Source organism: uncultured Albimonas sp., assembly GCF_963977235.1.
GTDB lineage: Bacteria > Pseudomonadota > Alphaproteobacteria > Rhodobacterales > Rhodobacteraceae > Albimonas.
Genome location: NZ_CAXBOD010000029.1, coordinates 1 through 25,108, shown reverse-complemented (window position 1 = coordinate 25,108; position 25,108 = coordinate 1). Strand labels below are relative to the sequence as shown.

At 71.3% G+C, this 25,108-nt stretch carries 22 protein-coding genes; 10 read left to right on the top strand and 12 right to left on the bottom strand.

The window, feature by feature from the left end; all coding sequences use genetic code 11:
- Positions 1-22: 22 nt before the first annotated feature.
- Entirely contained in the window at positions 23-190 is a 168-nt protein-coding gene (locus AAC134_RS14025; RefSeq protein ID WP_339949726.1) for a hypothetical protein, read from the bottom strand.
- Between the two features lie 152 nt (positions 191-342).
- On the opposite strand from AAC134_RS14025, the gene AAC134_RS14020 reads away from it, so the two are divergent.
- A complete protein-coding gene (locus AAC134_RS14020; protein ID WP_339949725.1) occupies positions 343-1,176 on the top strand; it encodes a polysaccharide deacetylase in 834 nt (277 codons plus the stop codon).
- Between the two features lie 34 nt (positions 1,177-1,210).
- On the opposite strand, the gene AAC134_RS14015 is transcribed toward AAC134_RS14020, so the two are convergent.
- The 10 genes from AAC134_RS14015 to glmM all read right to left on the bottom strand — a co-directional run bounded on the left by AAC134_RS14015 (position 1,211) and on the right by glmM (position 13,423).
- Entirely contained in the window at positions 1,211-1,999 is a 789-nt protein-coding gene (locus tag AAC134_RS14015; protein ID WP_339949724.1) for an IclR family transcriptional regulator, read from the bottom strand.
- Between the two features lie 50 nt (positions 2,000-2,049).
- Complete coding sequence (locus tag AAC134_RS14010; RefSeq protein WP_339949723.1) at positions 2,050-2,787, bottom strand: ABC transporter ATP-binding protein; 738 nt, start codon at positions 2,785-2,787, stop codon at positions 2,050-2,052.
- Positions 2,784-3,764, bottom strand: a complete 981-nt coding sequence (locus AAC134_RS14005; RefSeq protein WP_339949722.1) for a branched-chain amino acid ABC transporter permease — start codon at positions 3,762-3,764, stop codon at positions 2,784-2,786. Before AAC134_RS14005 ends, AAC134_RS14010 begins: the two co-directional genes overlap by 4 nt.
- A complete protein-coding gene (locus AAC134_RS14000; RefSeq protein ID WP_339949721.1) occupies positions 3,761-4,639 on the bottom strand; it encodes a branched-chain amino acid ABC transporter permease in 879 nt (292 codons plus the stop codon). The genes AAC134_RS14005 and AAC134_RS14000 overlap by 4 nt, the downstream gene beginning before the upstream one ends.
- Before the next feature lie 205 nt (positions 4,640-4,844).
- Positions 4,845-6,074 carry an amino acid ABC transporter substrate-binding protein gene (locus AAC134_RS13995; protein ID WP_339949720.1) on the bottom strand — a complete coding sequence of 410 codons (1,230 nt, stop codon included), beginning with the start codon at positions 6,072-6,074 and terminating at the stop codon, positions 4,845-4,847.
- A 113-nt stretch (positions 6,075-6,187) separates the two neighbouring features.
- Complete coding sequence (locus AAC134_RS13990) at positions 6,188-6,940, bottom strand: ABC transporter ATP-binding protein (protein ID WP_339949719.1); 753 nt, start codon at positions 6,938-6,940, stop codon at positions 6,188-6,190.
- 428 nt (positions 6,941-7,368) lie between these two features.
- On the bottom strand, positions 7,369-7,782 hold the full coding sequence (locus AAC134_RS13985; RefSeq protein ID WP_339949718.1) for a RidA family protein: 414 nt from the start codon (positions 7,780-7,782) through the stop codon (positions 7,369-7,371).
- Between the two features lie 92 nt (positions 7,783-7,874).
- Complete coding sequence (locus AAC134_RS13980; protein WP_339949717.1) at positions 7,875-9,665, bottom strand: DUF898 family protein; 1,791 nt, start codon at positions 9,663-9,665, stop codon at positions 7,875-7,877.
- A gap of 281 nt (positions 9,666-9,946) precedes the next feature.
- Positions 9,947-11,581: a long-chain-fatty-acid--CoA ligase gene (locus tag AAC134_RS13975; RefSeq protein WP_339949716.1), complete on the bottom strand. Its 1,635-nt coding sequence runs from the start codon at positions 11,579-11,581 to the stop codon at positions 9,947-9,949.
- 492 nt (positions 11,582-12,073) lie between these two features.
- The gene (gene glmM, locus AAC134_RS13970; protein WP_339949715.1) at positions 12,074-13,423 is read right to left on the bottom strand and encodes a phosphoglucosamine mutase; all 1,350 of its coding nucleotides are present in this window, start codon (positions 13,421-13,423) and stop codon (positions 12,074-12,076) included.
- Between the two features lie 214 nt (positions 13,424-13,637).
- On the opposite strand from glmM, the gene AAC134_RS13965 reads away from it, so the two are divergent.
- The 3 genes from AAC134_RS13965 to AAC134_RS13955 all read left to right on the top strand — a co-directional run bounded on the left by AAC134_RS13965 (position 13,638) and on the right by AAC134_RS13955 (position 16,949).
- Positions 13,638-13,955: a DUF2849 domain-containing protein gene (locus AAC134_RS13965; RefSeq protein WP_339949714.1), complete on the top strand. Its 318-nt coding sequence runs from the start codon at positions 13,638-13,640 to the stop codon at positions 13,953-13,955.
- Positions 13,956-14,050: 95 nt separating this feature from the next.
- Positions 14,051-15,706, top strand: a complete 1,656-nt coding sequence (locus AAC134_RS13960) for a nitrite/sulfite reductase (RefSeq protein ID WP_339949713.1) — start codon at positions 14,051-14,053, stop codon at positions 15,704-15,706.
- Complete coding sequence (locus tag AAC134_RS13955; protein WP_339949712.1) at positions 15,693-16,949, top strand: phosphoadenylyl-sulfate reductase; 1,257 nt, start codon at positions 15,693-15,695, stop codon at positions 16,947-16,949. The genes AAC134_RS13960 and AAC134_RS13955 overlap by 14 nt, the downstream gene beginning before the upstream one ends.
- Before the next feature lie 360 nt (positions 16,950-17,309).
- Here the strand turns inward: AAC134_RS13955 and AAC134_RS13950 are convergent, their stop codons facing one another.
- Positions 17,310-17,738, bottom strand: coding sequence for a rhodanese-like domain-containing protein (locus tag AAC134_RS13950; protein WP_339949711.1), 429 nt, complete (start codon positions 17,736-17,738; stop codon positions 17,310-17,312).
- Between the two features lie 110 nt (positions 17,739-17,848).
- Between AAC134_RS13950 and ftrA the strand changes: the two genes are divergently transcribed.
- From ftrA to acnA, 6 genes are all read left to right on the top strand, one after another.
- Positions 17,849-18,829, top strand: a complete 981-nt coding sequence (gene ftrA, locus AAC134_RS13945) for a transcriptional regulator FtrA (RefSeq protein ID WP_339949710.1) — start codon at positions 17,849-17,851, stop codon at positions 18,827-18,829.
- Positions 18,830-19,019: 190 nt separating this feature from the next.
- On the top strand, positions 19,020-19,523 hold the full coding sequence (locus AAC134_RS13940; RefSeq protein ID WP_339949709.1) for a YbjN domain-containing protein: 504 nt from the start codon (positions 19,020-19,022) through the stop codon (positions 19,521-19,523).
- A gap of 69 nt (positions 19,524-19,592) precedes the next feature.
- A complete protein-coding gene (proC, locus tag AAC134_RS13935; RefSeq protein WP_339949708.1) occupies positions 19,593-20,429 on the top strand; it encodes a pyrroline-5-carboxylate reductase in 837 nt (278 codons plus the stop codon).
- 427 nt (positions 20,430-20,856) lie between these two features.
- Positions 20,857-21,312: a TIGR01841 family phasin gene (phaP, locus tag AAC134_RS13930; protein ID WP_339949707.1), complete on the top strand. Its 456-nt coding sequence runs from the start codon at positions 20,857-20,859 to the stop codon at positions 21,310-21,312.
- 170 nt (positions 21,313-21,482) lie between these two features.
- Positions 21,483-21,857, top strand: a complete 375-nt coding sequence (locus AAC134_RS13925) for a tRNA-binding protein (RefSeq protein WP_339949706.1) — start codon at positions 21,483-21,485, stop codon at positions 21,855-21,857.
- Between the two features lie 357 nt (positions 21,858-22,214).
- On the top strand, positions 22,215-24,980 hold the full coding sequence (gene acnA, locus AAC134_RS13920; RefSeq protein ID WP_339949705.1) for an aconitate hydratase AcnA: 2,766 nt from the start codon (positions 22,215-22,217) through the stop codon (positions 24,978-24,980).
- Positions 24,981-25,108: the final 128 nt, after the last annotated feature.

Below are 25,108 nucleotides of genomic sequence, written 5' to 3'. Positions count from 1 at the left end.
CTCGCGTCAGGGACCGCCATCGTCATCGGACCTCCCCCGTCGGCAACGCGATGCGGGTCGCGATCGCCGCTGCGACCGCCGCGCCGGGGCTGCGCGCCGGATCGGCCTTGGCGTCGAGGCGCGCGCCGTCCGCGGCGGTGCGGGGCTGGGGGCGCGCGGGCGGGCCGGACAGGACGTGCTGGATGCTCATGACGCTTCCTCGGCAGAATTTCTGTCCGGACAAGCGTAGGAGGGGACATGGCGGTATGCAATACGAGTGAATTGCCATAGCCTGATTCCGGTCGACCGGCGCTCCCTGCCCGGCGCCCGGCGACCAGGACGCTTGCAGGAAGGAGTCTCGGGATGAAGCACGACAAGAGCATCGCCTGGCCCGGCGGCGCGAAATGCGCCGTCATGCTGACCTTCGATTTCGACGCGGAAACGCTCTGGACCGGGCGCGATGCGCGCAACAAGCAGCGTCCGGGCGTCCTCTCCCAGGGCCGCTACGGCGCCACGACCGGCGTTCCCAAGATCCTGGAAATGCTGTCCGAGGAGGAGGTCCCCGCCACCTTCTTCGTCCCCGGCTGGACCGTGGAAAATCATACGGACAAAGTCGAGATGATCCTCAAGGAGGGTCACGAGGTCGGCCACCACTCCTATTCCCACATCTGGGTCTCGGATGATCCCGCCGCCGAGGCCGAGGAGTTCGAGAAGGGGCTCGCCTCGCTCGAGATCGTGGGCGTGAAGCCCAAGGGCTTCCGCTCTCCCGCGGGCGAGGTCTCGGCCGGCCTGCTGGAGACGCAGACGAAGCACGGGCTGCTCTACGACACCTCGCTGATGGACGACATCAACCCCTATCGGCACGTGCTCAAGGACGGCTCCAAGGGTCCGATCGAGCTGCCCTGGCACTGGTCGCTCGACGACGCGCCCTTCGCGCTGTTCTCGATCGCCTCGCCGCGGCCGATCTTCACCAACTCCCACATCCTCGAGGTGTGGAAGGAGGAGTTCCGCGAGATCTATCGCTGGGGCGGGCTGTTCGATCTGGTGATGCATCCCCAGATCACCGGCCGCCCCTCGCGCGTGGCGCTGCTGCGGGAGATGATCGCCTTCATCCGCACCTTCCCCGACGTCTGGTTCGCGACCGGCGCAGACGTGGCCGAGGCCTGGGCGAAGCTGGAGGCCGAGGGCAAGGTCTGAGCGAAGCCGCGCGCCCCGACCGGGGCGCGCGCTCTCAGCCGTTCAGGGCCGAGGCCGCCTGCAGCGCCAGGGGCGCGAAGCGGCGGCGGAACGCCTCCGGCTCCCAGTCCGCCAGCGAGCCGGCGATGTGCACCGCGCCCAGCGGCCGGCCGCGGGCGTCGCGCACCGCGGCGGCGAGCGCCACCTCCCCCGGCAGCGCCTCCTCGACCGCCAGGGCGTGCCCGTCGCGCCGGGCCTCGACGACTTTGGCGCGGATCGCCTCGGGGTCGGTCAGGGTGCGCGGGGTCAGCGGCCTCAGGTCGGAGCGCGCCAGGATGTCGTCCACCTCCGCGTCCGGCAGAAGCGCCAGGCAGGCTCGCCCGCCGGACGTTGCGAAGGTCGGCTGCCGGCGTCCGGCGAGCGTCGCGTAGAAGGTCTCGCGCTTCGACTGCTGGCGGATCATGTAGATGATCGACAGGTTGTCGTGCTCGGCGTCGAACAGCGAGAAATCGACCCGCTCCTCGGCCTCCTTGCGCAGGTCGATCAGGATCGGCGTCGCCCGCTCGATCAGCGCGTTGGACCTCAGATAGTCGAACCCGCGGTCCACCAGCCGGCGGCCCGGCTGCAGACGCCCGTTGGCGGCCTGTTCGAGATAGCCGCGCGCCAGCAGGGTCTGGCCGATGCGCTGGGCGGCGGATTTGTTGATGCCCGCGGCGCGCGCGATCTCGGTCAGCGACAGCGGGCGGGGGGCGTCGGCATAGGCCTCGATCACGTCGAGCGCGCGGCTGACCGACTGCAGGAACAGCCGCTCGTCGACGGCGGGAAAGCGGGGCGCCTGGGTCATGGAACTCCTGCAGGGGCTCGGCCCGCGGGCGGCCGCCCGCGGCGAAGGGATCAGGCGGGCTGGTCTTCCATCGGGACGCCAAGGTAGGCGGCGATCACGGCGGGGTTGTTGACGACCTCTTTCGGGGTCCCCTCGGCCAGGCGCTTGCCGGCGTCGATCACCAGGATCCGGTCGCAGATCGCGGTCACCGCCTTCATGTCGTGCTCGACCAGCCAGACGGTGGCGCCGGCCTCGCGCACGTTGCGCAGGCACTGCACCATCTCGTCGGTCTCGAACGGGTTCAGGCCGGCGCAGGGCTCGTCGGCGAGCAGCAGGTCGGGGCCGGTGGCGACCGCGCGCGCGATCTCGAGCTTGCGCAGCTCGCCCACCGTCAGCGCGTCGGCGCGGCGCTCGGCCAGGTGCGGGATGCCCGCGATCTCCATCGCCTGATCGGCCATGCGCGAGGTGTCGCCCCGGTCGGGCCGCCCGAACATCGCGCCCACGCCCACGTTCTCGCGCACCGTCAGCGCCGGGAAGGGTTTCGAGATCTGGAAGGCCCGCGCCATGCCGAACTGGTTGCGCTTGTAGATCGGCATCCCGGCGAGGTCCCGCCCCTTGAAGGTGATCGTCCCCTCCGAGAGCGGGTGATAGCCGGTGATCAGGTTGAACAGCGTCGACTTGCCCGCCCCGTTCGGCCCGATCAGCCCGTAGATCGCGCCCTTGGGAATGGCGAAGTCCACGTGGTCGGTGGCGGTCAGGCCGCGGAAGCGCTTGGTGACGCCGACGCCCTCGAGGATGATCTCGCTCATGCTTTCGCCTCCTTCCTGGCGCGGCGCTTCCAGGGCAGGGTGGCCCCCGCCCGCAGGATGCCGCCGGGCATCAGCAGGATCGTGGCCACCACCAGCGCGCCGGTCAGCATCAGGTGGATGTCGAGGAAGTCCGACAGCAGCACATTGGTCAGGAACAGCAGCAGCGCCGCCCCGATCACCGGCCCGAACAGCGTGCCGATGCCCCCGATCAGGCAGAACACGATCATGTTCAGCGAGAAGTCGAGCCGGAACACCGAGTAGGTGGTGAAATACCCCAGCGAATAGCCGTAGACCGCCCCCAGCAGCCCCACCAGCGAGGCCGACAGCACGAAGGCCGCGATCTTGTAGCGCTCGGTCGCCACGCCCAGCATCTGGGCGGTGTCCTCGTCCTCGCGGATCGAGAGCAGCGCGTAGCCGAACTTTGACCGCTTCACCGCCCAGGAGACGCCGAGGCACAGCGCCAGCAGCGCGGCGAAGGCGTAGTAATAGAACCGCTCGGGCGCCATGCCCGAGGGCACAGGCGAGGGCAGGAACAGCCCCACGCCCCCCTGGAAGACCGAGAGGTTGTTGGCGAGCTCGGCCACCACCTGGCTGACGCCCAGCATGGCGATGGCGAAGTAGGTGCCCCGCAGCCGCAGCAGCGGATAGGCGATGATCAGCGCGAAGACGCCCGAGACGAGCCCGCCCGCCAACAGCGGCAGGACCATGCCCCAGGGCCCCTCGGCCTGGCCGAAGATCAGCCCGAAATGCGCGGCCGAGAAGGCGCCGACGCCGATCGAGACGGTGTGCCCGAAGCTCCAGTATCCGGCGAAGCCGCCCAGGATGTTCCAGGCGACCGCGGTGGCGGCGGCGAAGAAGAAGAACTGCAGCACGCGGATGTGGAACGGCCCCAGCGCCTGCGGCAGCAGCGCGACCGCGATCGCGGCCGCCGCGACCAGCGCGAGCGCGACCGCCCGTTTCATCGGGGACCGGGTCATCGGGATTCTCCGTAAGCGTTGCCCAGAATGCCCTGCGGGCGCAGCAGCAGCATCAGCACCAGCACCAGGAACATCATCGCCTGGGTCAGCGCGGGGCCGAGATAGGTGGCGGTGTAGGCGTTGATCAGCCCCAGCACGAGCCCGCCGACCAGCGCGCCGGCCGGCGAGCCGATGCCCCCCAGCACCACCACGATGAAGGCGTTCAGCGTCCAGGCGACCTCGGAGGAGGCCGAGAACGGCTGCACGATCCCGATGATCGCCCCCGAGGCCCCGGCCAGCGCCGCCGAGACGCCGAAGGTCAGCCCGTGGATCCGCTTCACGTTCAGCCCCGACAGCGAGGAGGCCAGCGGCTGCTGGGCCACCGCCCGCATCGCCCGGCCGAAATGGGTGCGCGCCAGCATCAGCGTCAGCCCCGTCAGCAGCGCCATCGAGGCGCCGAGCGCCGCCAGCCGCACCATGTCCACCCGGATCGGCCCGAGGGTGACGCTGTCGAAGCTGTAGGAGGGGGTGATCGTCTGCACGTCCGGGCCGAACCACAGCTGCAGCAGGTTGCGGAACACCATCGCCATGCCGAAGGTCACCACCAGCGAGGCCTCGACCGAGGCGCGCGAGATCGCCCAGTTGATGATCGTGCGCTGGTAGGCGTAGCCGACGGCGAACAGGATCGCGCCGATGGGAACGATCGCCAGCAGCGGGTCGATGCCGGCCACCGAGAACAGCAGCATCGCGATATAGGCGCCCGCCACCACGAAGATCCCGTGGGTCAGGTTCACGATGCCGATCACGCCGAAGATCAGCGAGAATCCGACCGCGGCCAGCGAGTAGATCCCGCCCAGCACCAGGCCGTTGATCGTGGTCTGCAGGAAGAGGCTCATGGGGTCTCTCTGGTACTGGGGCCGCGCGGCGCCGGCGCGGCGCGGAGGCGCGCGCCTCGGCCTCCCCTCGGGCAGGATCGGGCCGGCGGGCGGGATCGGACGCCGCCGTCCCGACGGGCGGGGCGGCGGCGGGGCGGGGACGTCGAGGCGGGGACGTCGGCGCAGGGCCGGGCGGGGACGCGCCCCGCCCGGCCCTGCGGACCGGTCAGCCGCGCTCGGACCAGGCCGGGGACGGGTAGATCGGCTCGGCCGTGGCGGCGTCCTTGGGCGAGATGATCGCCATCTCCTCGCCCTGGCGCTGCAGCAGCATCGGGCCCAGCAGCGCGGGATCGCCGTCGCCGTCCTCGGTGAACTTGATGTGGCCGTAGAAGCACTCGAAGTCGATCGCCGCCAGCGCGTCGCGCACCGCGTCCAGCTCCAGCGTCCCGGCCTGCTTGGCCGCCTCGAGATAGGTCACGATGCACGCGGCGCCCGAGGCCATGTGGTAGGCGAGATGGCGGTCGAAATTCGCCTGATAGTAGTCGGCGAAGTCCTGGGCCGAGCCGAAATACGCGCCGCTGTAGGGCGCCGAGGCGTCCCAGTAGGCCTGGGTCACCGCGCCCGACGCATACTGGCGCAGCGCCTCGCCATAGGCCTCGGTCTGCGGCCCGAGCGTCTGGTAGAGCATCGGCACATGGGTGTTGGTCGACACCATCTGCCGCGCGATCAGGATCGAGGTCTGGTCATGCGTGGTGCACACCAGCACGTCGGGGCTCGAGTTGCGGATCGTGGTCAGCACGTTGGTGACGTCCGAGACCTCGGCCGGCAGGTCGATGAAGTCGAGCACCTCGATTCCCTCGGCCTCGATCGCGGCCTTGGCGCCGTCGGCCTGGAACTTCGAGAACGGGTCGTTGGTGTAGATGATCGACACCGACTTCACCGCCGGATCCATCTCCTTGAACATGTTCACCGAGGAGACGAACTGCCGCGAGGCGCGCGGGAAGATCCCGAAGACGCGCTTGCGCCCCTGGGTGAAGATCTGATCCGAGCCGCCGCCCGCCTGCACCATCAGCCGGCCCGCGGCCTCGGTGATCGAGCAGGTCGGCAGCACGATGCCCGACCCGAAGGAGCCCAGGAAGAAGCCCACCCCGTCGTCGACCTGCCGCTGGATCAGCGTGGCCGCGCGCGAGGGATCGGAGGCGTCGTCGAACAGGCTCAGCTCGACCTGATGGGTCTCGCCGCCGATCTCGACGCCGCCCATCTCCTCGTTGACGAACTTCACGGCCGCCTCGTAGCCGCGCAGCACGTTCAGGCCGGTCTCGGCCGCCTTGCCGGTCATCGGGATCGAGCCGCCGAAGGTGATGGTCTTGGCCTGGGCCCGCGCGACGAGCGGGGCGCCCAGCGCGGTGGTCGCGGCGAGGGCCGCGCCGGTCTTGAGCAGCGTGCGTCTGTCCATGGTCGCCTCCTTGCTGGAACCGCTCCGCCGATCTGGTGCGGCGGATGCGGGGATCGTCCGGTGAAACGTCCGCCCGGGGGCCCGCGGGCCCCGGCCGGATCGCGCGGGCGCCGTCAGGCGACGCCGAGATAGGCCGCCTTCACGGCGGGGTCGTTCAGCAGCTCTTGTCCCGGGCCGGAGCGGGCCACGCGGCCCTTCTCCAGAACATAGGCGTGGTCGGCGATCGCCAGCGTCTGGTGCAGGTTCTGCTCGACGATCAGGATGGTGATGCCCTCCGCGTTCAGGTCGCGGATCAGCTTGAAGATCGTGGCCACCAGAATCGGCGACAGGCCGAGGCTCGGCTCGTCCAGGATCAGCAGGCGCGGCCCGGTCATCAGCCCGCGCCCGATGGCCAGCATCTGCTGCTCGCCCCCCGAGAGCGAGCCGGCGTTCTGGCCGCGGCGCTCCTTCAGGCGGGGGAACAGCGCATAGACCTTGTCGAGGTTGGCCGAGACGTCGGCGCGGGCGCGCTGCACGCGGCCGGCGACCAGCAGATTCTCGTGCACGCTCAACTGCTGGAACACCAGCCGCCCCTCGGGAACCAGGGCGAGGCCCCGTTCCACCGTCTCGTGCGCGGGAAGGGTGGTGATGTCCTGGCCGTCGAAGCGGATCGAGCCCGAGCGCGGACGCAGCGCCCCGGCGACGCATTGCACGGTGGTGGACTTGCCCGCGCCGTTGCCCCCGATCAGCGCCACGATGCCGCCCGCGGGGGCCGAGAAGGCGCAGTCCTGCACCGCATGCACCCCGCCGTAGTCGTAGGCGAGGCCCGAGACGTCCAGCAGCGGGACGTCGGGGGCGGTGGCGTGGGGGGCGATGGCGGGGGTCATCGGAGCGACGCGCCTCGTATTGTCTTTAGATACAGTCGACTTGATATGGATTGTTCTTGGTCCGGACCTTTCTGTCAAGCGTTCCGACTCGGGGCGCCGCTCCGCCCCGGCGCCGGCGCCCGGCTCTGACCTCTCGCCGGCCGGCCGGGGGCGCCGGCGGGTCGAAGGGGGCGAAGCCCTGGAATCGTTGCGCCAATCCGGCGCGATGGGGCGCCCGGCGCCGCGGGCCTCCCGGGCTCTCCGGTCGTCCTGGGGAAGCTGCGAGCGCGCAGGGAAATCCCGCCGTCCGCAGAGGGGGCGGCGGGTTTCATCCCGGGACCGGCGCCGAATCCTCGCGGGCCGCAGCGGGCCGCAGCGGGCATCGGCGAGCCGCGGGGGGCCTCGGCGGGCTGCGGTCAGAGGGCGGGGCGGTCAGCGGGCGGGGCCGCTCAGGCCTCGGCCTCGGCCTCGATCATCACCAGCAGGTCGGGGTGGATCAGCGCGGCGGCGCCGACAAGCGTCAGGGGCGGGAGCACGCCGGCCGCGTCGATCCACCCGGCATAGGCGTCGAACTCGGCCAGCAGGGCGCGCATGTCGGTGGTCACGACCCGGACCTGCACGAGGTTGCGTCGCGACATCCCCGCAGCCGAGAGCACCGCGTCGAGGTTCGACAGCGCCGCCTCCAGCTGGCGGCCCATGTCGCCGGGACAGCCGACGCCCAGGCCCACCGGGTCGTCAGGATCCTCCCACAGCTCGCCCTGGCCCGCGATCCGCAGGCGGCGCATGGCGCCCTCGACGACCTCGCCCTGGCTCATCGGCAGGGCGGCGCTCCAGTCCAGGGGATTGACCGGCGTTCGTTTCATGCGGCCGCGTCCTTTCGGACCCGCCCCCGCGCCCGGCGCAGCTTCTAGCGGATCGGGGCGGTCCTGTCTCGCGCAAGACGTGCGCAATTGCGTCAGACGCCGAACAGGTCCAGCGCCTCCTCCATCCCCTCGGCCTCGAGATCCCGCTCCCGCGCGCGGCCGCGCACGGCGTCCAGCAGATGCGCGTCGCGCAGGGTGATCGAGGCCAGCAGATGCTCGGTCCGCCGGCGCATGTAGACGTAGGTCCACAGCCACAGCGCGAAGACCGCCGACAGGAAATAGTCGATCACGATCGCCATCAGCACCAGGCCCTGCGCCCGCCAGCTGTGGAATCCGCCGAAGATCTGCTCGGACAGCGCCTCGCCCATGCCCTCGATGATGCCGCCCTCGCCGGGGTTCTCGACCTCGGCCCCGATGGCGCCGATCATCGGGATCGCGGCCACCGCGGCGATCAGCGCCCAGACCAGAATGCCGGGCCACAGGTTCTTGCGGCTGACGGCCATGTAGGAATCGACCAGGTGCCAGACCGAGAACGTGCACTCGGCCCGCGCGCCGCCCAGCCGGCGGGCGGCGGTGGTCAGGCGGATCTCGGCGGCGCGGTAGACCGCCAGCAGCAGCACCCCGGTCATGATCACCAACAGCCCCAGCGCGATCAGCGCAAGCGGGCCCAGCCGGGCGACGGCTGCGGGCAGGTCGCCCAGCCCCAGCGCCTCGCGCGCGGCGGGGACGACGACGACCGCGACGAGGGCGGCGAAGAACCCCCAGGCGGGAAGCCAGCGCAGCAGCAGCGGCAGGGGCCCGCCCTCGAAGCCGAAGGGCTCGCCCCCCCAGCGCATGGCGCGGGTCATCCGACGCTCGCGCAGCCAGCGCCAGACCGGCCACAGCAGCCCGCCGCTGGCGATCACCAGCGGCGTCCAGACCAGGCCGAGGCCCATCAGCCCCCAGCCGCCGCCGTCCATCCCGAAGCGCACCCCCTTCCAGCGGGTGCGCGAGAGGCGATAGCGCCGCCCCCGGAACGCGGCCAGCGGCAGCAGCGGCGCGATCATCAGGGCCGCGATCAGCGCCGGCGCCGCGATCGCCCCCAGCAGCGGCAGCGCCGCGCCCACGGGGTTGTCGAGGTCGACCTGCGTCCCCTGCAGCGCGCCCGAGACCAGCTCGAGCGACATCATCCCCAGCGTCGCCGCGGCCAGCCAGGCCAGCGCGATCACCCCGCCCAGCAGGATCAGCGCCAGCATCAGGCCGCGGAACAGCTGCGCGCCGGTCCCCAGATACTCCAGCCGCTCGCCGTCGGCCTCGACATGGCTCCACAGCACGCGCCGGGTCTCGGTCTTCATCCAGGGGCGGTAGAGGCCCAGACTCAGCACCGACAGGGCGCCGTGGACGATGGTCACCGCCGACCACAGGCCGCGGTCGTCCTTCAGGTCGGGCCAGGCGTCGCGCGGGGGCGAGGTCGCGGACTGCTCGGCCCGGGCGCGGGCCAGCCGGGCGCGGCGCAGCCGGTCGAGGTGGCGCGCCGACTGGGCCGAGCCGCCGGCCGCCATGGCGGAATGCCCCTCGCCGCCCTTCGCCTCGACCGTGTCCGAACCGGGGTCCGGAGCGGTCGCACCGGGCGCGGTCGAACCGGGCGCGGCCGCGTCGGCCGGCGCGCGGCGGGGGCGGGCGCGGCCCCCCAGCGGACTGGTCGGGCGCGGGCGCTCGGGGGCGGGGGCGGGGGCGGGGGCGGGGAGGTCGCCGTTGGCGTTGGCGGGGTCGGGACGCGGCGCGGGTTCGCGCGCGAGGCGGAGCGCCTCGTCCTCGTCCTCGGCGATCGAATAGAGGTAGGAGGCGCGATCCTGCACGACGTCGCCGAACAGGTCGACGATCGACTCCTTCTCAGATCTCACGCGCTTGCGCGACATACGCAGGTCAGCCCCGACAGGATACGCAACCCGCCGAGCCTACCATGGCATGAGCATGGGATGAACTTGTCCGCGCCCGCCCGGCGATTTTCCCGCGCGGCCGCGGCCGGGGTCGGATCGTCTTTCCTGATCAATCCCTTGCCGGCAGGCGGCGATGGCGGACGCCCTTCGCGCCGGACGATCCGCCCGCGAATCGGTTGCGAAACGGGACGGGCCGGCCCCGCGAAGGGCCGGCCCGGGTCATCGCGGCAAGGCGCGCGCCGCGCTCAGGCGGCTTCGGGGTGGACGTAGCCCAGACCGTTGAGCTTCTTGCGCAGCTCGAGCTTCGAGATCTTGCCGGTGGCGGTGTGGGGCAGCTCGTCCATGTAGATCACGTCGTCGGGGACCTGCCACTTGGCGAAATGCTCGCCGACCAGGGCCAGGATCTCCTCCTTCGGGGGCCGGGCGCCGTTCACGCCGACGATGCACAGGACGGGCCGCTCGTCCCACTTGGGATGCGGCACGCCGATGGCGGCGGCCTCGGCCACCTGCGGATGGGCCACGGCGGCGTTCTCGAGGTCGATCGAGCTGATCCACTCGCCCCCCGACTTGATCACGTCCTTGGAGCGGTCGGTGATCCGCACATAGGCGTTGGCGTCCATGGTGGCGACGTCGCCGGTGTCGAACCACTGGCTGCCGGGCTCGGCGGCGTCCTTCTCCATGTTGTGGTAGCGCTTCACCACGCCGGGGCCGCGGATCCACAGCTTGCCGGGCTGCTTGCCGTCCCAGGGCAGCTCGCTTCCCGCGTCGTCGGTGATGCGCAGGTCGACGCCGTAGGGCGGGTGGCCGACCGAGGTCTGCACGTCCAGCTTCTCGGCCGAGCCGAGCGAGGCGACCTCGGGCTTGAAGGAGCAGACCGAGCCCAGCGGCGAGGTCTCGGTCATGCCCCAGGCGTGGATCACCTGGGCGCCGTAGTCGAGCTGGAAGGCCTCGATCACCGCGCGGGGGCAGGACGAGCCGCCGATGACGACGCGCTTGAGGGTCGAGAACGACAGCTTGTTCTGGCGCAGGTGCTGGAGCATGCCAAGCCAGATGGTCGGCACCGCCGCGGTCAGGGTGACGCCGTGCTCGAGCATCTCGTAGAGGCCCGGCGCGGTCATGTCCCGGCCGGGCATCACCATCGCGGCCCCGTTCAGCGCGCAGGTGTAGGCGAGCCCCCAGCCGTTGGCGTGGAACAGCGGCACGACGGGCATCACCACGTCGTTGGAGCTGAGCGGGATGCAGTCGGGCGTGGAGGCGTAGAGCGCGTGCAGCACGTTGGAGCGGTGCGAGTAGAGCACGCCCTTGGGGTTCCCCGTGGTGCCCGAGGTGTAGCACAGGCCGCAGGGATCGTTTTCGTCGCCGGTCGCCCACTCGTAATCGCCGTCGGCCATGGCCAGCAGCTCGTCATAGGCGATGGCGTCGGGCAGGGTGGTCTGGGGCATGCTGGCCCGGTCGGTCAGCACCACCCATTTCTCGACCTTGCCGAGCTGGGGGACCAGGGGCTCGAGCACCTTCACCAGATCGGGCTCGACCATCACCACGCGGTCGCCGGCGTGGTTGATGATGTAGTCGAGCTGCTCGGAGAACAGGCGCGGGTTGAGCGTGTGCAGGATCGCGCCGCAGCCCGAGACGCCGTACCAGACCTCCATGTGCCGCGGCGTGTTCCAGGCCATCACGCCGATCGCGTCGCCCGAGCCGTATCCCATGTGGTTGAGCGCCTGGGCGACCTTCCTGGCGGCGGCGTGGACGCCGGCCCAGGTGGTCTCGACGAACGGCCCCTCGGCCGAGCGGCCGACGATGGGGCGGTTTCCGTGATACTTGGCGGCGTGGTCGATCAGCGTCGAGACGCGCAGCGGCCAGTCCTGCATCGCTCCGAGCATGGCATCCTCCCTTGATGTCGAGTTCGCGGCGTGCGGGGGCGGAGACTCCCTTCCGCTCCCGGCGCCGCATGATCTGCGAACTTGGGGGAAAACTACCACCGAGCGGAGCGGCGGCAAGGCGCCCGCGACGGAAGGTGGCCGGAATCGGCGAATTCGAAGGGAGTCCCGGCGTCCGCGGGGGCGCCCTGGCGGGCCGGGCCCGCCCTGGCCCCCTTCGGGGGGCGCCGCGACGGGCCGCGCGCCCGGGGCCGCCGTCAGGCTCGCGGCGCGGGTCGGGCGCGGGCGCCTGGGACGAGCGGCGCGTGCGGCGGACCTCGCGAGACCGCCGCAGGGCGCGAGGGTTGCGAGGGGGGCGTGGCCCCGGGGCAAGAGCCCCGGGGGCCGGCCTGCGGCCGGCGGCGCTCAGGCCGCGCGGGCGGGTGCAGGCCACAAGGGCCGCGCGGGCGGAGCGGGCCGCGAGGGCGGCGGGGGCGGAGCGGGGGGCGCGGGGGCTCAGGCCGCGCGGGCGGCGGCGGAGACGGCGGCGCAGATCTCGTCGACGACGGCCTCGACCAGCAGCGGGTCCTCGCCCTCGGCCATCACCCGGATCAGGGGCTCGGTGCCCGACTTGCGGATCAGGACCCGGCCGGCGCCGTTCAGGCGTTGCTCGCCGGCGGCGATGGCGGCCTGCACGGGGGCGGCCTCCAGCGGCGCCTGGCCGGCGGAAAAGCGCACGTTCTTCAGGATCTGCGGCAGCGGCTGGAAGCGGGCGCAGGCCTCGGAGGCGCGCGAGCCGTCCTCGACCAGGGCCGCCAGCACCTGCAGCCCCGCCAGCAGCCCGTCGCCGGTGGTGGCGTGGTCGGACATCACGATATGGCCCGACTGCTCGCCGCCCAGATTGCAGCCGTCCCGGCGCATCCGCTCGACCACATAGCGGTCGCCGACCTGGGTACGCAGCAGCTTCACCCCCTGGCTTTCCAGCCGCCGCTCCAGCCCGAGATTGGACATCACCGTGGCCACCAGCGCGCCGCCCTTGAGATGGCCGTCGCGCAGCCAGCGCTCGGCGATCAGGCACATGATCTGGTCGCCGTCGATCACCTCGCCGCGCTCATCGACCACGATGATCCGGTCGGCGTCGCCATCGAGCGCCAGCCCGAGGTCCGCGCCATGGGCCAGCACCGTCTCGCGGCAGGTCATCGGCGCGGTCGAGCCGACGCGGTCGTTGATGTTCTTGCCGTCGGGATCGACGCCCACGGGGATCACCTCGGCCCCCAGCTCCCACAGCACGGTGGGCGCGGTGCGGTAGGCCGCGCCGTTGGCGCAGTCGACCACCACCTTCAGTCCGTCGAGGCGCAGGTCGCGGGGGAAGGTGGCCTTCGCCGCCTCGATATAGCGGCCCAGGCCATCGTCGATGCGCTTGGCGCGGCCCAGGCTCTCGGCGTCCTCGAGCTCCGGCTCGGCCTCGACCATCGCCTCGATCTCGGCCTCCTGCTCGTCCGAGAGCTTGAAGCCGTCGGGGCCGAACAGCTTGATGCCGTTGTCCTGGTAGGGGTTGTGGGAGGCGGAGATCATCACGCCCGCGTCGGCGCGCAGGCTCTTGGTCAGCATGCCGACGCCCGGCGTCGGAATCGGGCCCAGCAGGAACACGTCGACGCCCACCGAGAGGAATCCCGCGGTCATCGCCTGCTCGAGCATGTAGCCCGACAGGCGGGTGTCCTTGCCGATCACCACCCGGTGGCGGTGGGGCCCGCGGCGGAACCGGCGCCCGGCCGCCTGGCCCAGCTTCAGCGCCACCTCGGCGGTCATCGGATGCACGTTGGCCCGCCCGCGCACGCCGTCGGTTCCGAATAGCGTCCGCGTCATCGCGCTCTCCCCGTCCCGCAACCCTGTGCAAACCACCCTCCGGCGATAGACCGGGCGGGCGACGAGGTCCACGGGGAGGCGCCCCCCGGACCGATAAAACTTTCTCGTCGTGTGAAATAAAGCGTGTTGTCGGATCGCCGTGTGAATTATTGCATCCCACACGGCCTCCCCCTACCTTGCAATGCAACGAAACCTCCGTCACGGGGATTCCATCATGGCCAAGACGTTCAAGCCCGTGGTCCTGACCGCGAACGCCCTCGAAGGGGGCGAGGCGGTCTGGTGGACCGGCGCCGGCTGGTCCCCGCGCTTCGCAGAGGCCTGTCCGGCCCGCTCCGCCGAGGACGCGCGAATGCTCGAGACCCTGGGCCTGGCGCCCTTCTTCGAGAGCCTGGTGGTGGGCCCCTACCTCGCCGAGGTGGAGCTGACCGAGCAGGGGCTGGCCCCCGGCTCCCGCCGCGAGGCGATCCGCGCCGACGCGGCGCCCACCTTCGACTATCTCGTGGGCGCGGGGGCGCGCGAACGGGCCGCGTAAGGCCCCGTTCGCCCCTGACGTCCGACACGACTCGCCGGCCGCGGCCCCCGATCCGGGGCGCCCGCGCGGCCCGCGACGTCCAGCGGAGACGCGGAATGTACCGGTACGACGAATTCGACGCGCAGATCGTGAACGAGCGCGTGGCCCAGTTCCGGGGCCAGGTCGCCCGCCGCCTGTCGGGCGCGCTGAAGGAGGACGAGTTCCGTCCCCTGCGCCTGATGAACGGCCTCTACCTGCAGCTGCACGCCTACATGCTGCGGGTCGCGATCCCCTACGGAACCCTTTCCGCCGACCAGATGCGCCAGCTCGCGATGATCGCCGAGCGCTACGATCGCGGCTACGGGCATTTCACCACCCGCCAGAACATCCAGTACAACTGGCCGAAGCTGGCCGACGTGCCCGACATCCTCCAGCACCTGGCGGACGTCGAGATGCACGCCATCCAGACGTCGGGCAACTGCATCCGCAACACCACCTCCGACCCGTTCGCCGGCGCCGCGGCCGACGAGATCGAGGATCCGCGTCCCACCTGCGAGCTGATCCGCCAGTGGTCGACCCTGCACCCGGAATTCACCTTCCTGGGCCGCAAGTTCAAGATCGCCGTGACCGGGGCCGAGACCGACCGCGCCGCCATCCGCGTGCACGACATCGGCATCCAGATCGTGCGCAACGCGGACGGCGAGATCGGCTACAAGATGTTCGTCGGCGGCGGCCAGGGCCGCACCCCCATGATCGCGCCGGTGATCCGCGAATACCTCCCCCGCCGGGACCTGCTGCCCTGGCTGGAGGCGGCGCTGCGCGTCTACAACCTGCACGGCCGTCGCGACAACAAGTACAAGGCCCGCATCAAGATCCTCGTCCACGAGATGGGCGCCGAGGCCTATGCCAAGGAGGTCGAGGAAGAGTTCGCCCGCATGGACCGCGAGGTGATCGCCCCCGACCAGGAGGAGCTCGACCGCATCGCCGCCTACTTCGCCCCGCCGGAGTGGGAGACGCTGCCCGAGGACTCCAAACGGCTCGAGGCCGGCAAGAAGGCCGACCCCGACTTCGCCCGCTGGGCCGAGACCAACACCCAGCCCCACAAGGCGCCGGGCTACGCCTCGGTGGTGATCTCGCTCAAGCCCGTGGGCGGCGCGCCCGGCGACGCCACGGCCGAGCAGATGCGCCTGATGGCGGCGGCGGCCGACACGTTCTCGCTGGCCGAGCTGCGCATCACCCATGAGCAGAACGTGGTGCTGGCGCATGTGAAGAAGGACGACCTGCCGTCCCTCTACAACATGCTCAAGACGCAAGGCCTGCACGCGGCCAACCTCGGGCTGGTGACCGACATCATCGCCTGCCCGGGGCTCGACTACTGCGCGCTCGCCACCGCCCGCTCGATCCCCGTCGCCCAGGCGATCACCCAGCGTTTTGCGGACGAGGACCGCCAGCGCGAGATCGGGCCGCTGGCGATCAAGATCTCTGGCTGCATCAACGCCTGCGGCCACCACCACGTCGGCCATATCGGGATCCTGGGTCTCGATAAGGCGGGGGTGGAATCCTACCAGATCACGCTGGGCGGCGCGCCCGGCGAGGACGCGGCCATCGGCGCGCGCACCGGCCCCGGCTTCTCCTTCGAGGACGTGCCGGACGTGATCGAGAAGCTGGTGGACCGCTACCTGGCGCTCCGCGAGCCGGGGGAGACGTTCCTCCAGACCTACCGCCGCGCCGGGATGCCGGCTTTCAAGGAGGCGATCTATGCCGCTGCGTGATGCGAACGGCCTGACGCCGAACCTGTGGGTTCGACTCTCCGACGGCCAGGTGGCGCCCAAGGGCGCGAAAGTCATCGTCCCGCTCGAGCGTCTGCGCGAGGAGGGATTCCCTGAGGGCGCGGGCGCCGTCGGCGTGCATGTCCCCAACGACATCGACGCGCGGACGCTGGCCGATCACCTGCCGCGCCTCAGCCTGGTCTCGGTGGCCTTCCCGTCGTTCTCCGACGGGCGCGGGTTCTCCATCGCCCGGCGCCTGCGCAGCTTCGGCTTCCGGGGCGAGCTGCGGGCCGCCGGGCCGGTGATCGCCGACCAGTACCCGATGCTGCTGGCCGTGGGCTTCGACACGATCGAGATCCCCGAGGCGATGGCCGACCGCCAGAAGGACGACGACTGGGCGCAGGCGCGGGACTCCGTCTCGCTGACCTACCAGTCCGGCCTGCGCCGCGGCGCCGTCTCGATCTTCGAGGCCCGCCGCGCCGCGCGGGGCGAGGCCCGCAAGCGCGAGGGCGGCGCCGCCGAGACGCCCGAGCAGATGGCCGCCCGCCTCAACGCCAAATACCGCGGCGCCGAGGCTCAGGACGTGCTCTGGGCCGCCGCCCACAAGGAGTTCCCGGGCGGGCTGGCGCTGGTCAGCTCCTTCGGCGCGGAATCCGCCGCCCTGCTGCACATGGTCAGCCAGATCGACAAGGCCCTGCCGGTCCTGTTCCTCGAGACGGGGATGCTGTTCCCCGCCACGCTCGCCTACCAGCAGAACCTGTCCGAGCAGCTCGGCCTGACCGGCGTGCGCCTGGTGCGTCCCGACAGCGCCGAGGTGCGCGCCGAGGATCCCGAGGGCTCGCTCCACGGTCCCGACGCCGACGCCTGCTGCGACCTGCGCAAGACCCGGCCGCTGGAGCGGGCGCTGGCCCCCTTCCAGGCCTGGGTCACCGGGCGCAAGCGCTTCCAGACCGCCGACCGCGCCAACCTCGAGATGTTCGAGGTCGACCCCGCCGGCCGCCTGAAGCTGAACCCGCTGGCCGACTGGGACGCCAAGCGCATCTCGGAGTACATGGACGCCCACGACCTGCCGCGTCACCCGATGGTGGCCGAGGGCTTCCCCTCGCTGGGCTGCGCGCCCTGCACCACCAAGGTGCGCCCGGGCGAGGATCCGCGCGCCGGCCGCTGGCGCGGCTCGGACAAGACCGAGTGCGGGATCCACATCGTCGACGGCAAGATCGTGCGCGGCAACCCGCAGGCGGCCTGAGCCGTCGCGCTCCGCCCCGTCGCAGGGGGCCTGTCGCATCGCGGAAATCGAAAGGGGGCGGGTCGCAGAGCGGCCCGCCCCTTCTCCTGACTCCCCAGCCGTAGGAGAAGGGACAGGCCAGCGATCCGCCTTGACGCGTCCACCCCATGGACCTGTCAGGGACCGCTTAGCGTCCAGCGGCGCGAGGTTCGCGGCCGGCCGGACACGGCGCGACGGGTGCTCCCCACGAGCGCCCGTCTCCGCGCGTTTCCCATCCGGTCTAATTGCGGCGCAAATGGGGCAGGATTCGCCGTTTCACGCTTGCCGGGGCGAGCTGCCGCAGACTTTCATCAGGCAGGACCGGATTCCGAATGATTATGATCAATTCGGCGCGCCGGACTCGAGGCCGAAGCCCTCGTCCAGCCAGCCCGTCACCCCCCCGATCATCCGCTTCACCGGCCGCCCCAGCCGGGCCAGCCGCACCGCCGCCTTGTCGGCGCCGTTGCAGTGGGGCCCCGCGCAATAGACCACGAACAGCGTCCCCTCGGGCCACTGCGCCATCCGCCGCGCGGTGATCTTGCCATGGGGCAGGTTCAGCGCCCCGGGCGCGTGGCCGGCCGCGAACAGCTCCGGCCCCCGCACGTCCAGCAGCACGAAGTCCCGCGCTCCCGCGGCCATCGAGGCATGGACGTCCCAGCAATCCGTCTCGAAGGCGAGCAGCGCCGAGAAATGCGCCAGCGCCGCCTCGGCGGGGGCGGCCGGCACGGCGGCGACCGCGCTGGGGGCGGGGGAAGCGGCGGGTCGGGTCATGGTCGGCTCCTGTCCTGGCGCCGCGCAGCGCGGGCGTCTGCGGCGAACCTGCCCCCGCGGCCCGTGAAACGGAACTGGCCGAACCGCCATGGTTCGGGCAAATTCCGCCAATGCCCCTGGATCCCGACGACCTCGTGGCCGTGCTCGTCTACGACGGCCTGTGCACCTTCGAATTCGGCCTCGCGGTCGAGGTCTTCGCCCTCGACCGGCCGGAGTTCGCCTTCCCCTGGTACGCCTTCGCCGTCGCCTCGGCCGACGGCCCGCGGGTGCGCGCCACCGGCGGCATCACGGTCGAGGCCGACGGCGACCTCTCGGTCCTCGCCCGCGCGCGCACCATCGTCCTGCCCGGCTGGCGCGACCGCGAGGAGCGCCCGCCTCAGGCGCTGCTCGACGCGCTCCGCGCCGCCCATGCGCGGGGCGCGCGCCTGCTCTCGATCTGCTCGGGCGTGTTCATCCTGGCCGCCGCCGGCCTGCTCGACGGCCGCCGGGCCACCACCCACTGGCGCCACCTGCCGGTGCTGCGCCGCCTGCATCCGCAGGTGATCGCGCAGGACGACGTCCTTTATGTCGACGAGGGGGAGATCATCTCCTCGGCCGGCTCCTCGGCCGGGATCGACGCCTGCCTGCATCTGGTGCGCCGCGACCATGGCGTCGCGGTCGCCAACGCCGTCGCCCGCCGGCTGGTCGCGCCGCCCCACCGCCAGGGCGGCCAGGCGCAATACGTCCCCGCCCCGATCCCCGCCCGCCCCGGCCGCGGCGTCGCCCAGGCGATGGACTGGGCGCGCGAGAACCTCTCCCGCCCGATCGCGGTGGCCGACCTCGCCCGCGAGGCCGCGATGTCCGAGCGCACCTTCCTGCGCCGCTTCCGCGACGGAGCCGGCCTCAGCCCCCGCGACTGGCTCGCCGCCGAGCGCGCCGCCCGCGCCCGCGACCTGCTGGAGGCGAGCGACCTCGCCCTCGACGACATCGCCGCGCGCTGCGGCTACGCCTCGCCCGAGACCTTCCGCGCCGCCTTCCGCAGATCCGCGGGGGTTCCCCCCGCCGCCTGGCGCGCCCGGTTCCGCCGCAGCGCCGGGCGAACCGGCCTCTGAGCCCGGGCGAAGGCGCGCCGCGCTGCGACCGATTTGACAGGCATTTCGCAAAAAACTTGTGGCGCCGCGGAATCGATTGGGCCACCATATCTCGTAGGGAAGCCGCTCAGGCTCCCAATAACGACGCATCCTCTCAGCCCCTAGCGGGGGCGACCTCGCAGGGGCTCTAACTAACGGAGGGGCCGGAGGCATGGACGCGCTCGAGCACGATCTTTCCACTGAAGACCTGCACCCGATCGATCTGGTCGAGACGCTTGCCGAGCGTCGCGACTGGGAATTCGACCGCGTGGGGGCCGACCAGATCGCCATGGCGGTCGAGGGCGTGTGGCGCACCTATTCGGTGAGCCTCGCCTGGTCGGGCCACGACGACATGCTGCGGCTGGTGTCGACCTTCGACATGGACCCGCCGAGCCACCGCCTGCCCGAGCTCTACAAGGCGCTCGACCGGGCCAACGACCAGATGTGGGGCGGCGCCTTCAGCCTGTGGCCCGAGCACAAGCTGATGGTCTATCGCTACGGCCTGGTGATGGCCGGCGGCGGCTGCGCCACCGCGGGCCAGGTCGACGCGATGATGCGCGCGGCGATCGAGAACTCGGAGCGGTTCTACCCCGCCTTCCAGCTGGTCTGCTGGGGCGAGGCCGAGGCCGACGCCGCTCTGGAAATCGCGATCAGCGGAAACTACGGTCGCGCCTGACCGGGCCCGGACCCGCCGCGCCTTTCCGGCCGGATCCCCGCGGGGCGCCGGCCGGAGAGGGAGAGACCGATGACCAAGCCGACCGCCGACCTGACCGCCCTCGCGCCCCGCGGGGTCACCCTGCTGGGCTGCGGCAAGATGGGGGGCGCGATGCTCGAGGGCTGGCTGGCCTCGGGCCTGCCGCCCCGCCTGGTCACGGTGATCGACCCCAAGCCCTCGGACCGCCTGACGGCGCTGGCCGGCGAGGGGCTGAAGCTGAACCCCGAAGCGCCGGGCGAGGCCGACGTCTGCATCCTGGCGGTGAAGCCGCAGATGATGGGCGAGGCCGCGCCGAAGGTGGCCGGGCTGGCCGCGGGCGGGACGCTCTATGTCTCGATCGCCGCCGGCACGCCGATCTCGGCCTTCGAGAAGCTGTTCGGCGCGGACGCGGCCATCGTGCGCGCGATGCCCAACACGCCGGCCGCCGTGGGCCGCGGGATCACCGCGCTGATCGGCAACGCCAGGGTCTCCGAGGCCCAGATGGCCGCCGCCGAGACCCTGCTCGCCGCCGTCGGCGAAACCCTGCGCCTCGAGGACGAGTCGCAGATGGACGCGGTGACGGCGGTGTCGGGCTCGGGCCCCGCCTATGTCTTCCACCTGATCGAGGCGATGGAGGCCGCCGGCGTCGCCGCGGGCCTGCCGCAGGAACTCGCCGCCCGCCTCGCGCGCGTGACGGTGCAGGGCGCCGGCGAGTTGGCCCGCCAGTCGCCCGAGAGCCCGGCGCAGCTTCGCGTCAACGTCACCTCGCCCGGCGGCACCACCGCCGCGGCGCTCTCGGTGCTGATGGCCGAGGGCGAGGGTCTGACCGAGCTTGCAACCCGCGCCGTCGCCGCCGCCGCCGCCCGTTCGCGCGAGCTGGCCGGCTGAGACCTCGCGCCGGGGCGGTCCCGGGGACCAGACTCGGGGGCCGCTCGGGGGCCCGACTCGGGTGCCCCGCGACCGCCCCCGCCGCCCGCAGGCGCGCCGGACCTGCGACGCGGGCGCGCAGTCTGGCGGGGCTGCCGCTCGGCGTCCGCCCGGCGGGGGATCCGGCCCGGGCCCATGGGATCGCGACGTCATCCGCCGTCCTGCAACTCTCTGAATCTCAAGCCTTCGGCCGTCGTCGACCGCTGGCGGCGCGGCTGCGCGGCGGGGCCGGGGGCTCGACCGGGGGGGCTCCATGCTCCCTGCGGCTGGGCAATGGTGCAGTGCACAACAACCTTGACTTGTTTTGTGCGTTGCACCATATGGGGGTCATGCAAGGGGCGCGAGCACAGCGCCCAGACGCGCAGGAAACCGCGAAGGAGCGACCCCGATGTTTGACAAGTTCTATGGCTTCGATGCCGAGAAGATGTCCGAGATGTTCAAGAACCAGGACTTCACCAAGTTCTTCGAGACGGCGCGCATGCCGATGTTCGACATGCAGGCCCTGTCGGCCGTGCAGCAGAAGAACATGGAAGCGCTGGTCGAGGCCAACAAGGCCGCGGCCGCCGGCTACCAGGAGATCTTCAAGCGCCAGGTCTCGATGTTCGAAGAGACCATGAGCTCGCTGCAGATGCAGGCCTCCGAGATGAAGATGGACCAGCTGTCGACCGAAGGCGCCCAGCGCCAGGTCGAGCTGATGAAGGCCGGCTACGAGAAGGCGCTCGCCTCGCTCAACGAGCTGACGGACACCGCCCAGAAGGCCAACACCGAGGCTTTCGAGATCCTCCGCGCCCGGATCGAGGCGTCGATCGAGGAGCTGAAGGCGATGTCGGCCACCAAGGCCTGATCTCCCTCAAGGGATTTCCGGGCGGCGACCGTCCCTACTTGAGCCGCCGCCCGAAACCTGACCGCCCGCACCTCCCTGCGGGCGGTCTTTTCGTGCGGGGCGTTCGCGTCGCGCCGCTTGAGCCCTCCGCCCGCGCCTGCCAGAACGGCGGCTGCAACCCGGAGGACCGCATGCCGACCCAGCCCGATCCGCCCGCCGCCGAGCCGCTCTCCCCCGAGATCAGCTTCGACGATTTCATGAAGGTCGATATCCGCGCCGGCCGCATCGTGCGCGCGGAACCCTTCCCCGAGGCGCGCAAACCCGCAATCAAGCTGTGGGTCGATTTCGGCCCCGGGATCGGCGAGCGCAAGAGCTCGGCCCAGCTGACCGCGCACTACACGCCCGAAAGCCTGGTGGGGCGGATGGTGATGGGAGTGGTGAACTTCCCGCCGCGTCAGATCGGCCCGGTTCGCTCGGAAGCGCTGGTGCTGGGCGCCTATGACGACAGCGGCGTGGTCCTGATCGCCCCCGACAAGGAGGTTCCCCCCGGCGCCCGGATGTGCTGACCGCCCGGCTGTCGGCCTGAGGGGCGCGGGCGCCCCAGCGCGTCCGCTGCGCGGCCGCGGCTGGCCCGCCCTGCGCCCCCTCTCCGGCAGGGACCGCCTCGACGGGGACGGAGGGCGGGGCGGATGCGTCCGCGCAGCGGGCGCGACGGGCCGCCCCCGTCCCGGGCGGGCCGCCGATGCCGGGCGCAAACCGCATACAATTGCATACAGACGTTGCATTGCGGGGCGAATGCGCGTATGGATTCCGCCACCAAGCCGGATTGCCAGGCCCCGGCTGCGCGCGACCGAGTCCCCGACGGGCCAGCCGCCCGCCGGGGAAGACGTCTCCGCGCGCAGCCCGCGTCAAAGGAGACGAACGTGCCGATCATCGTCGGACAGGACACTGCAGGCGCCCGCCGCGAACTCGAGGTCGACGGCCAGAGCATCGCCTACTACTCCATCCCCGCCGCCACCGAAGCGGGCCTTGGCGACTTCTCGAAGCTGCCGGCCGCGCTGAAGGTGGTGCTCGAGAACATGCTGCGCTTCGAGGACGGCAAGACCGTCTCGGTCGACGACATCAAGGCCTTCGCCGAGTGGGCCTCGAACGGCGGCAAGAACCCGCGCGAGATCGCCTACCGTCCCGCCCGCGTGCTGATGCAGGACTTCACTGGCGTCCCCGCCGTGGTCGACCTCGCCGCGATGCGCGACGCCGTCGTGGCGCTCGGCGGCAAGGCCGAGGCGATCAACCCGCTCAACCCCGTCGACCTGGTCATCGACCACTCGGTGATGGTCGACGAGTTCGGCAACCCCCGCGCCTTCCAGCTCAACGTCGATCGCGAGTACGAGCGCAACGGCGAGCGCTATGAGTTCCTGAAATGGGGCCAGGGCGCGTTCGACAACTTCCGCGTGGTCCCGCCGGGGACCGGCATCTGCCACCAGGTGAACCTCGAGTATCTCTCCCAGACCGTCTGGACCGACAAGGACCAGGCCGGCAAGGAGGTCGCCTACCCCGACACGCTGGTGGGCACCGATTCCCACACCACCATGGTCAACGGCCTCGCCGTCCTGGGCTGGGGCGTGGGCGGCATCGAGGCCGAGGCCGCGATGCTGGGCCAGCCGATCTCGATGCTGATCCCCGAGGTCGTGGGCTTCAGGCTGACCGGCAAGCTCAAGGAAGGCGTCACCGCCACCGACCTGGTGCTGACCGTCACCCAGATGCTGCGCAAGCACGGCGTGGTGAGCAAGTTCGTCGAGTTCTACGGCGCGGGCCTCGCCGAGCTGCCGCTCGCCGACCGCGCCACCATCGCCAACATGGCGCCCGAATACGGCGCCACCTGCGGCTTCTTCCCGATCGACGAGGAGACGCTGCGCTACCTCCAGGTCTCCGGCCGCGACGAGACCCGCATCAAGCTGGTCGAGGCCTACGCCAAGGCCAACGGCTTCTGGCGCGACGAGAATTACGATCCGGTCTACACCTCGACACTGGAGCTGGACCTCTCGACGGTCGAGCCTTCGCTCGCCGGCCCCAAGCGTCCCCAGGACCGGGTGCCGCTGAGCCAGGCCGCGCCGGAGTTCGACAAGGTCTCCAAGGAGTACCGCAGCTCCAAGGCCCCCAAGGAGGAGACCGAGACCTGGGCGGCCGAGGGCGGCGCGCCCAAGCCCGATCACGTGCCCGGCCACCCCGGCGCGGACAACTGGGCCAAGGTCGAGGGTGAGGACTACAAGATCCACGACGGATCGGTGGTGATCGCCGCGATCACGTCGTGCACCAACACCTCGAACCCCTACGTGATGATCGGGGCGGGGCTGGTCGCCAAGAAGGCCAATGAGCTCGGCCTGACCCGCAAGCCCTGGGTGAAGACCTCGCTGGCCCCGGGCAGCCAGGTGGTGACCGAGTATCTCGACGCCGCCGGCCTGACGCCGCACCTCAACGCGGTCGGCTTCAACCTGGTCGGCTACGGCTGCACCACCTGCATCGGCAACTCGGGCCCGCTGCCCGAGCATATCTCGAAGACGGTGAACGAGGCCGACCTGGTGGTCGCCTCGGTGCTCTCGGGCAACCGCAACTTCGAGGGCCGGGTGAACCCCGACGTGCGGGCGAACTACCTCGCCTCGCCGCCGCTGGTGGTGGCCTATGCGCTCGCCGGCGACATGAACATCGACATCACCACCCAGCCGCTCGGCCAGACGCCGGACGGCAAGGACGTGTTCCTCAAGGACATCTGGCCGACCCAGAAGGAGATCGCGGACCTGGTCGAGCAGACCGTGACCCGCACCGCCTTCCAGTCGAAATACGCCGACGTCTTCAAGGGCGACGAGAAGTGGCAGGCGATCGAGACGACCGAGGGCGAGACCTACGCCTGGCCGCCGCAGTCGACCTACGTCCAGAACCCGCCCTACTTCCAGGGCATGGGCATGGAGCCGGGCAAGATCGAGGACATCGAGAACGCCCGCGTTCTGGCGGTGCTGGGCGACTCGGTGACCACCGACCACATCTCGCCGGCCGGCTCGTTCAAGTCGGACCACCCGGCGGGCAAGTACCTGCTGGACCATCAGGTTCCGGTGCGCGACTTCAACTCCTACGGCTCGCGCCGCGGGAACCATGAGGTCATGATGCGGGGCACCTTCGCCAACATCCGCATCCGCAACGAGATGGTTCCCGGCGTCGAGGGCGGCTACACCCAGGGCCCCGACGGCGAGACCACCTCGATCTACGACGCCGCCATGGCGTGGGAGGAGAAGGGCGTGCCGCTCGTGGTCTTCGCGGGCAAGGAATACGGCACCGGCTCGTCGCGCGACTGGGCGGCGAAGGGCACGGCCCTGCTGGGCGTGAAGGCGGTCGTGGCCGAGAGCTTCGAGCGCATCCACCGCTCGAACCTCGTCGGCATGGGCGTGATTCCCTTCGAGTTCACCAACGGCCAGAGCCGCGAGACCCTGGGCCTGACCGGCGAGGAGACCGTCTCGATCCCCGGCCTGACCGCGGTGAAGCCGCGCCAGATTGTGACCGCCAAGGTGACCCGGGGCGACGGCTCGACGGTGGATGTCGAGCTGCTGTGCCGGATCGATACCGAGGTCGAGATCGAATACGTCGAGAACGGCGGCGTGCTGCACTACGTGCTGCGCAACCTGGCCCGCGCGGCCTGAGCGGTGTTCGCCTGACGGCCTGAGAGGGGCCGCCTCCGCAAGGGGGCGGCCCTTTTCGCATGCCGGGCGCCTCGGACGCGGGCGCCCCGGCGCGTCCGCTGCGCGGCCGCGACCGCCCCGCCCTGCGT

Excerpts from the sequence above, each read along its gene's own strand:
- AAC134_RS13985 (WP_339949718.1), bottom strand. The coding sequence starts at position 7,782 with ATGAAACGAACGCCGGTCAATCCCCTGGACTGGAGCGCCGCCCTGCCG.
- ftrA (WP_339949710.1), top strand. The coding sequence starts at position 17,849 with ATGCCCCTGGATCCCGACGACCTCGTGGCCGTGCTCGTCTACGACGGC.
- AAC134_RS13965 (WP_339949714.1), top strand. The coding sequence starts at position 13,638 with ATGGCCAAGACGTTCAAGCCCGTGGTCCTGACCGCGAACGCCCTCGAA.
- AAC134_RS13975 (WP_339949716.1), bottom strand. The coding sequence starts at position 11,581 with ATGCTCGGAGCGATGCAGGACTGGCCGCTGCGCGTCTCGACGCTGATC.
- AAC134_RS13950 (WP_339949711.1), bottom strand. The coding sequence starts at position 17,738 with ATGACCCGACCCGCCGCTTCCCCCGCCCCCAGCGCGGTCGCCGCCGTG.
- AAC134_RS13995 (WP_339949720.1), bottom strand. The coding sequence starts at position 6,074 with ATGGACAGACGCACGCTGCTCAAGACCGGCGCGGCCCTCGCCGCGACC.
- AAC134_RS13925 (WP_339949706.1), top strand. The coding sequence starts at position 21,483 with ATGCCGACCCAGCCCGATCCGCCCGCCGCCGAGCCGCTCTCCCCCGAG.
- AAC134_RS13955 (WP_339949712.1), top strand. The coding sequence starts at position 15,693 with ATGCCGCTGCGTGATGCGAACGGCCTGACGCCGAACCTGTGGGTTCGA.
- AAC134_RS14015 (WP_339949724.1), bottom strand. The coding sequence starts at position 1,999 with ATGACCCAGGCGCCCCGCTTTCCCGCCGTCGACGAGCGGCTGTTCCTG.
- AAC134_RS13960 (WP_339949713.1), top strand. The coding sequence starts at position 14,051 with ATGTACCGGTACGACGAATTCGACGCGCAGATCGTGAACGAGCGCGTG.
- glmM (WP_339949715.1), bottom strand. The coding sequence starts at position 13,423 with ATGACGCGGACGCTATTCGGAACCGACGGCGTGCGCGGGCGGGCCAAC.
- AAC134_RS14020 (WP_339949725.1), top strand. The coding sequence starts at position 343 with ATGAAGCACGACAAGAGCATCGCCTGGCCCGGCGGCGCGAAATGCGCC.
- proC (WP_339949708.1), top strand. The coding sequence starts at position 19,593 with ATGACCAAGCCGACCGCCGACCTGACCGCCCTCGCGCCCCGCGGGGTC.
- AAC134_RS14010 (WP_339949723.1), bottom strand. The coding sequence starts at position 2,787 with ATGAGCGAGATCATCCTCGAGGGCGTCGGCGTCACCAAGCGCTTCCGC.
- AAC134_RS13990 (WP_339949719.1), bottom strand. The coding sequence starts at position 6,940 with ATGACCCCCGCCATCGCCCCCCACGCCACCGCCCCCGACGTCCCGCTG.
- AAC134_RS14005 (WP_339949722.1), bottom strand. The coding sequence starts at position 3,764 with ATGACCCGGTCCCCGATGAAACGGGCGGTCGCGCTCGCGCTGGTCGCG.
- AAC134_RS13940 (WP_339949709.1), top strand. The coding sequence starts at position 19,020 with ATGGACGCGCTCGAGCACGATCTTTCCACTGAAGACCTGCACCCGATC.
- phaP (WP_339949707.1), top strand. The coding sequence starts at position 20,857 with ATGTTTGACAAGTTCTATGGCTTCGATGCCGAGAAGATGTCCGAGATG.
- AAC134_RS14000 (WP_339949721.1), bottom strand. The coding sequence starts at position 4,639 with ATGAGCCTCTTCCTGCAGACCACGATCAACGGCCTGGTGCTGGGCGGG.
- AAC134_RS14025 (WP_339949726.1), bottom strand. The coding sequence starts at position 190 with ATGAGCATCCAGCACGTCCTGTCCGGCCCGCCCGCGCGCCCCCAGCCC.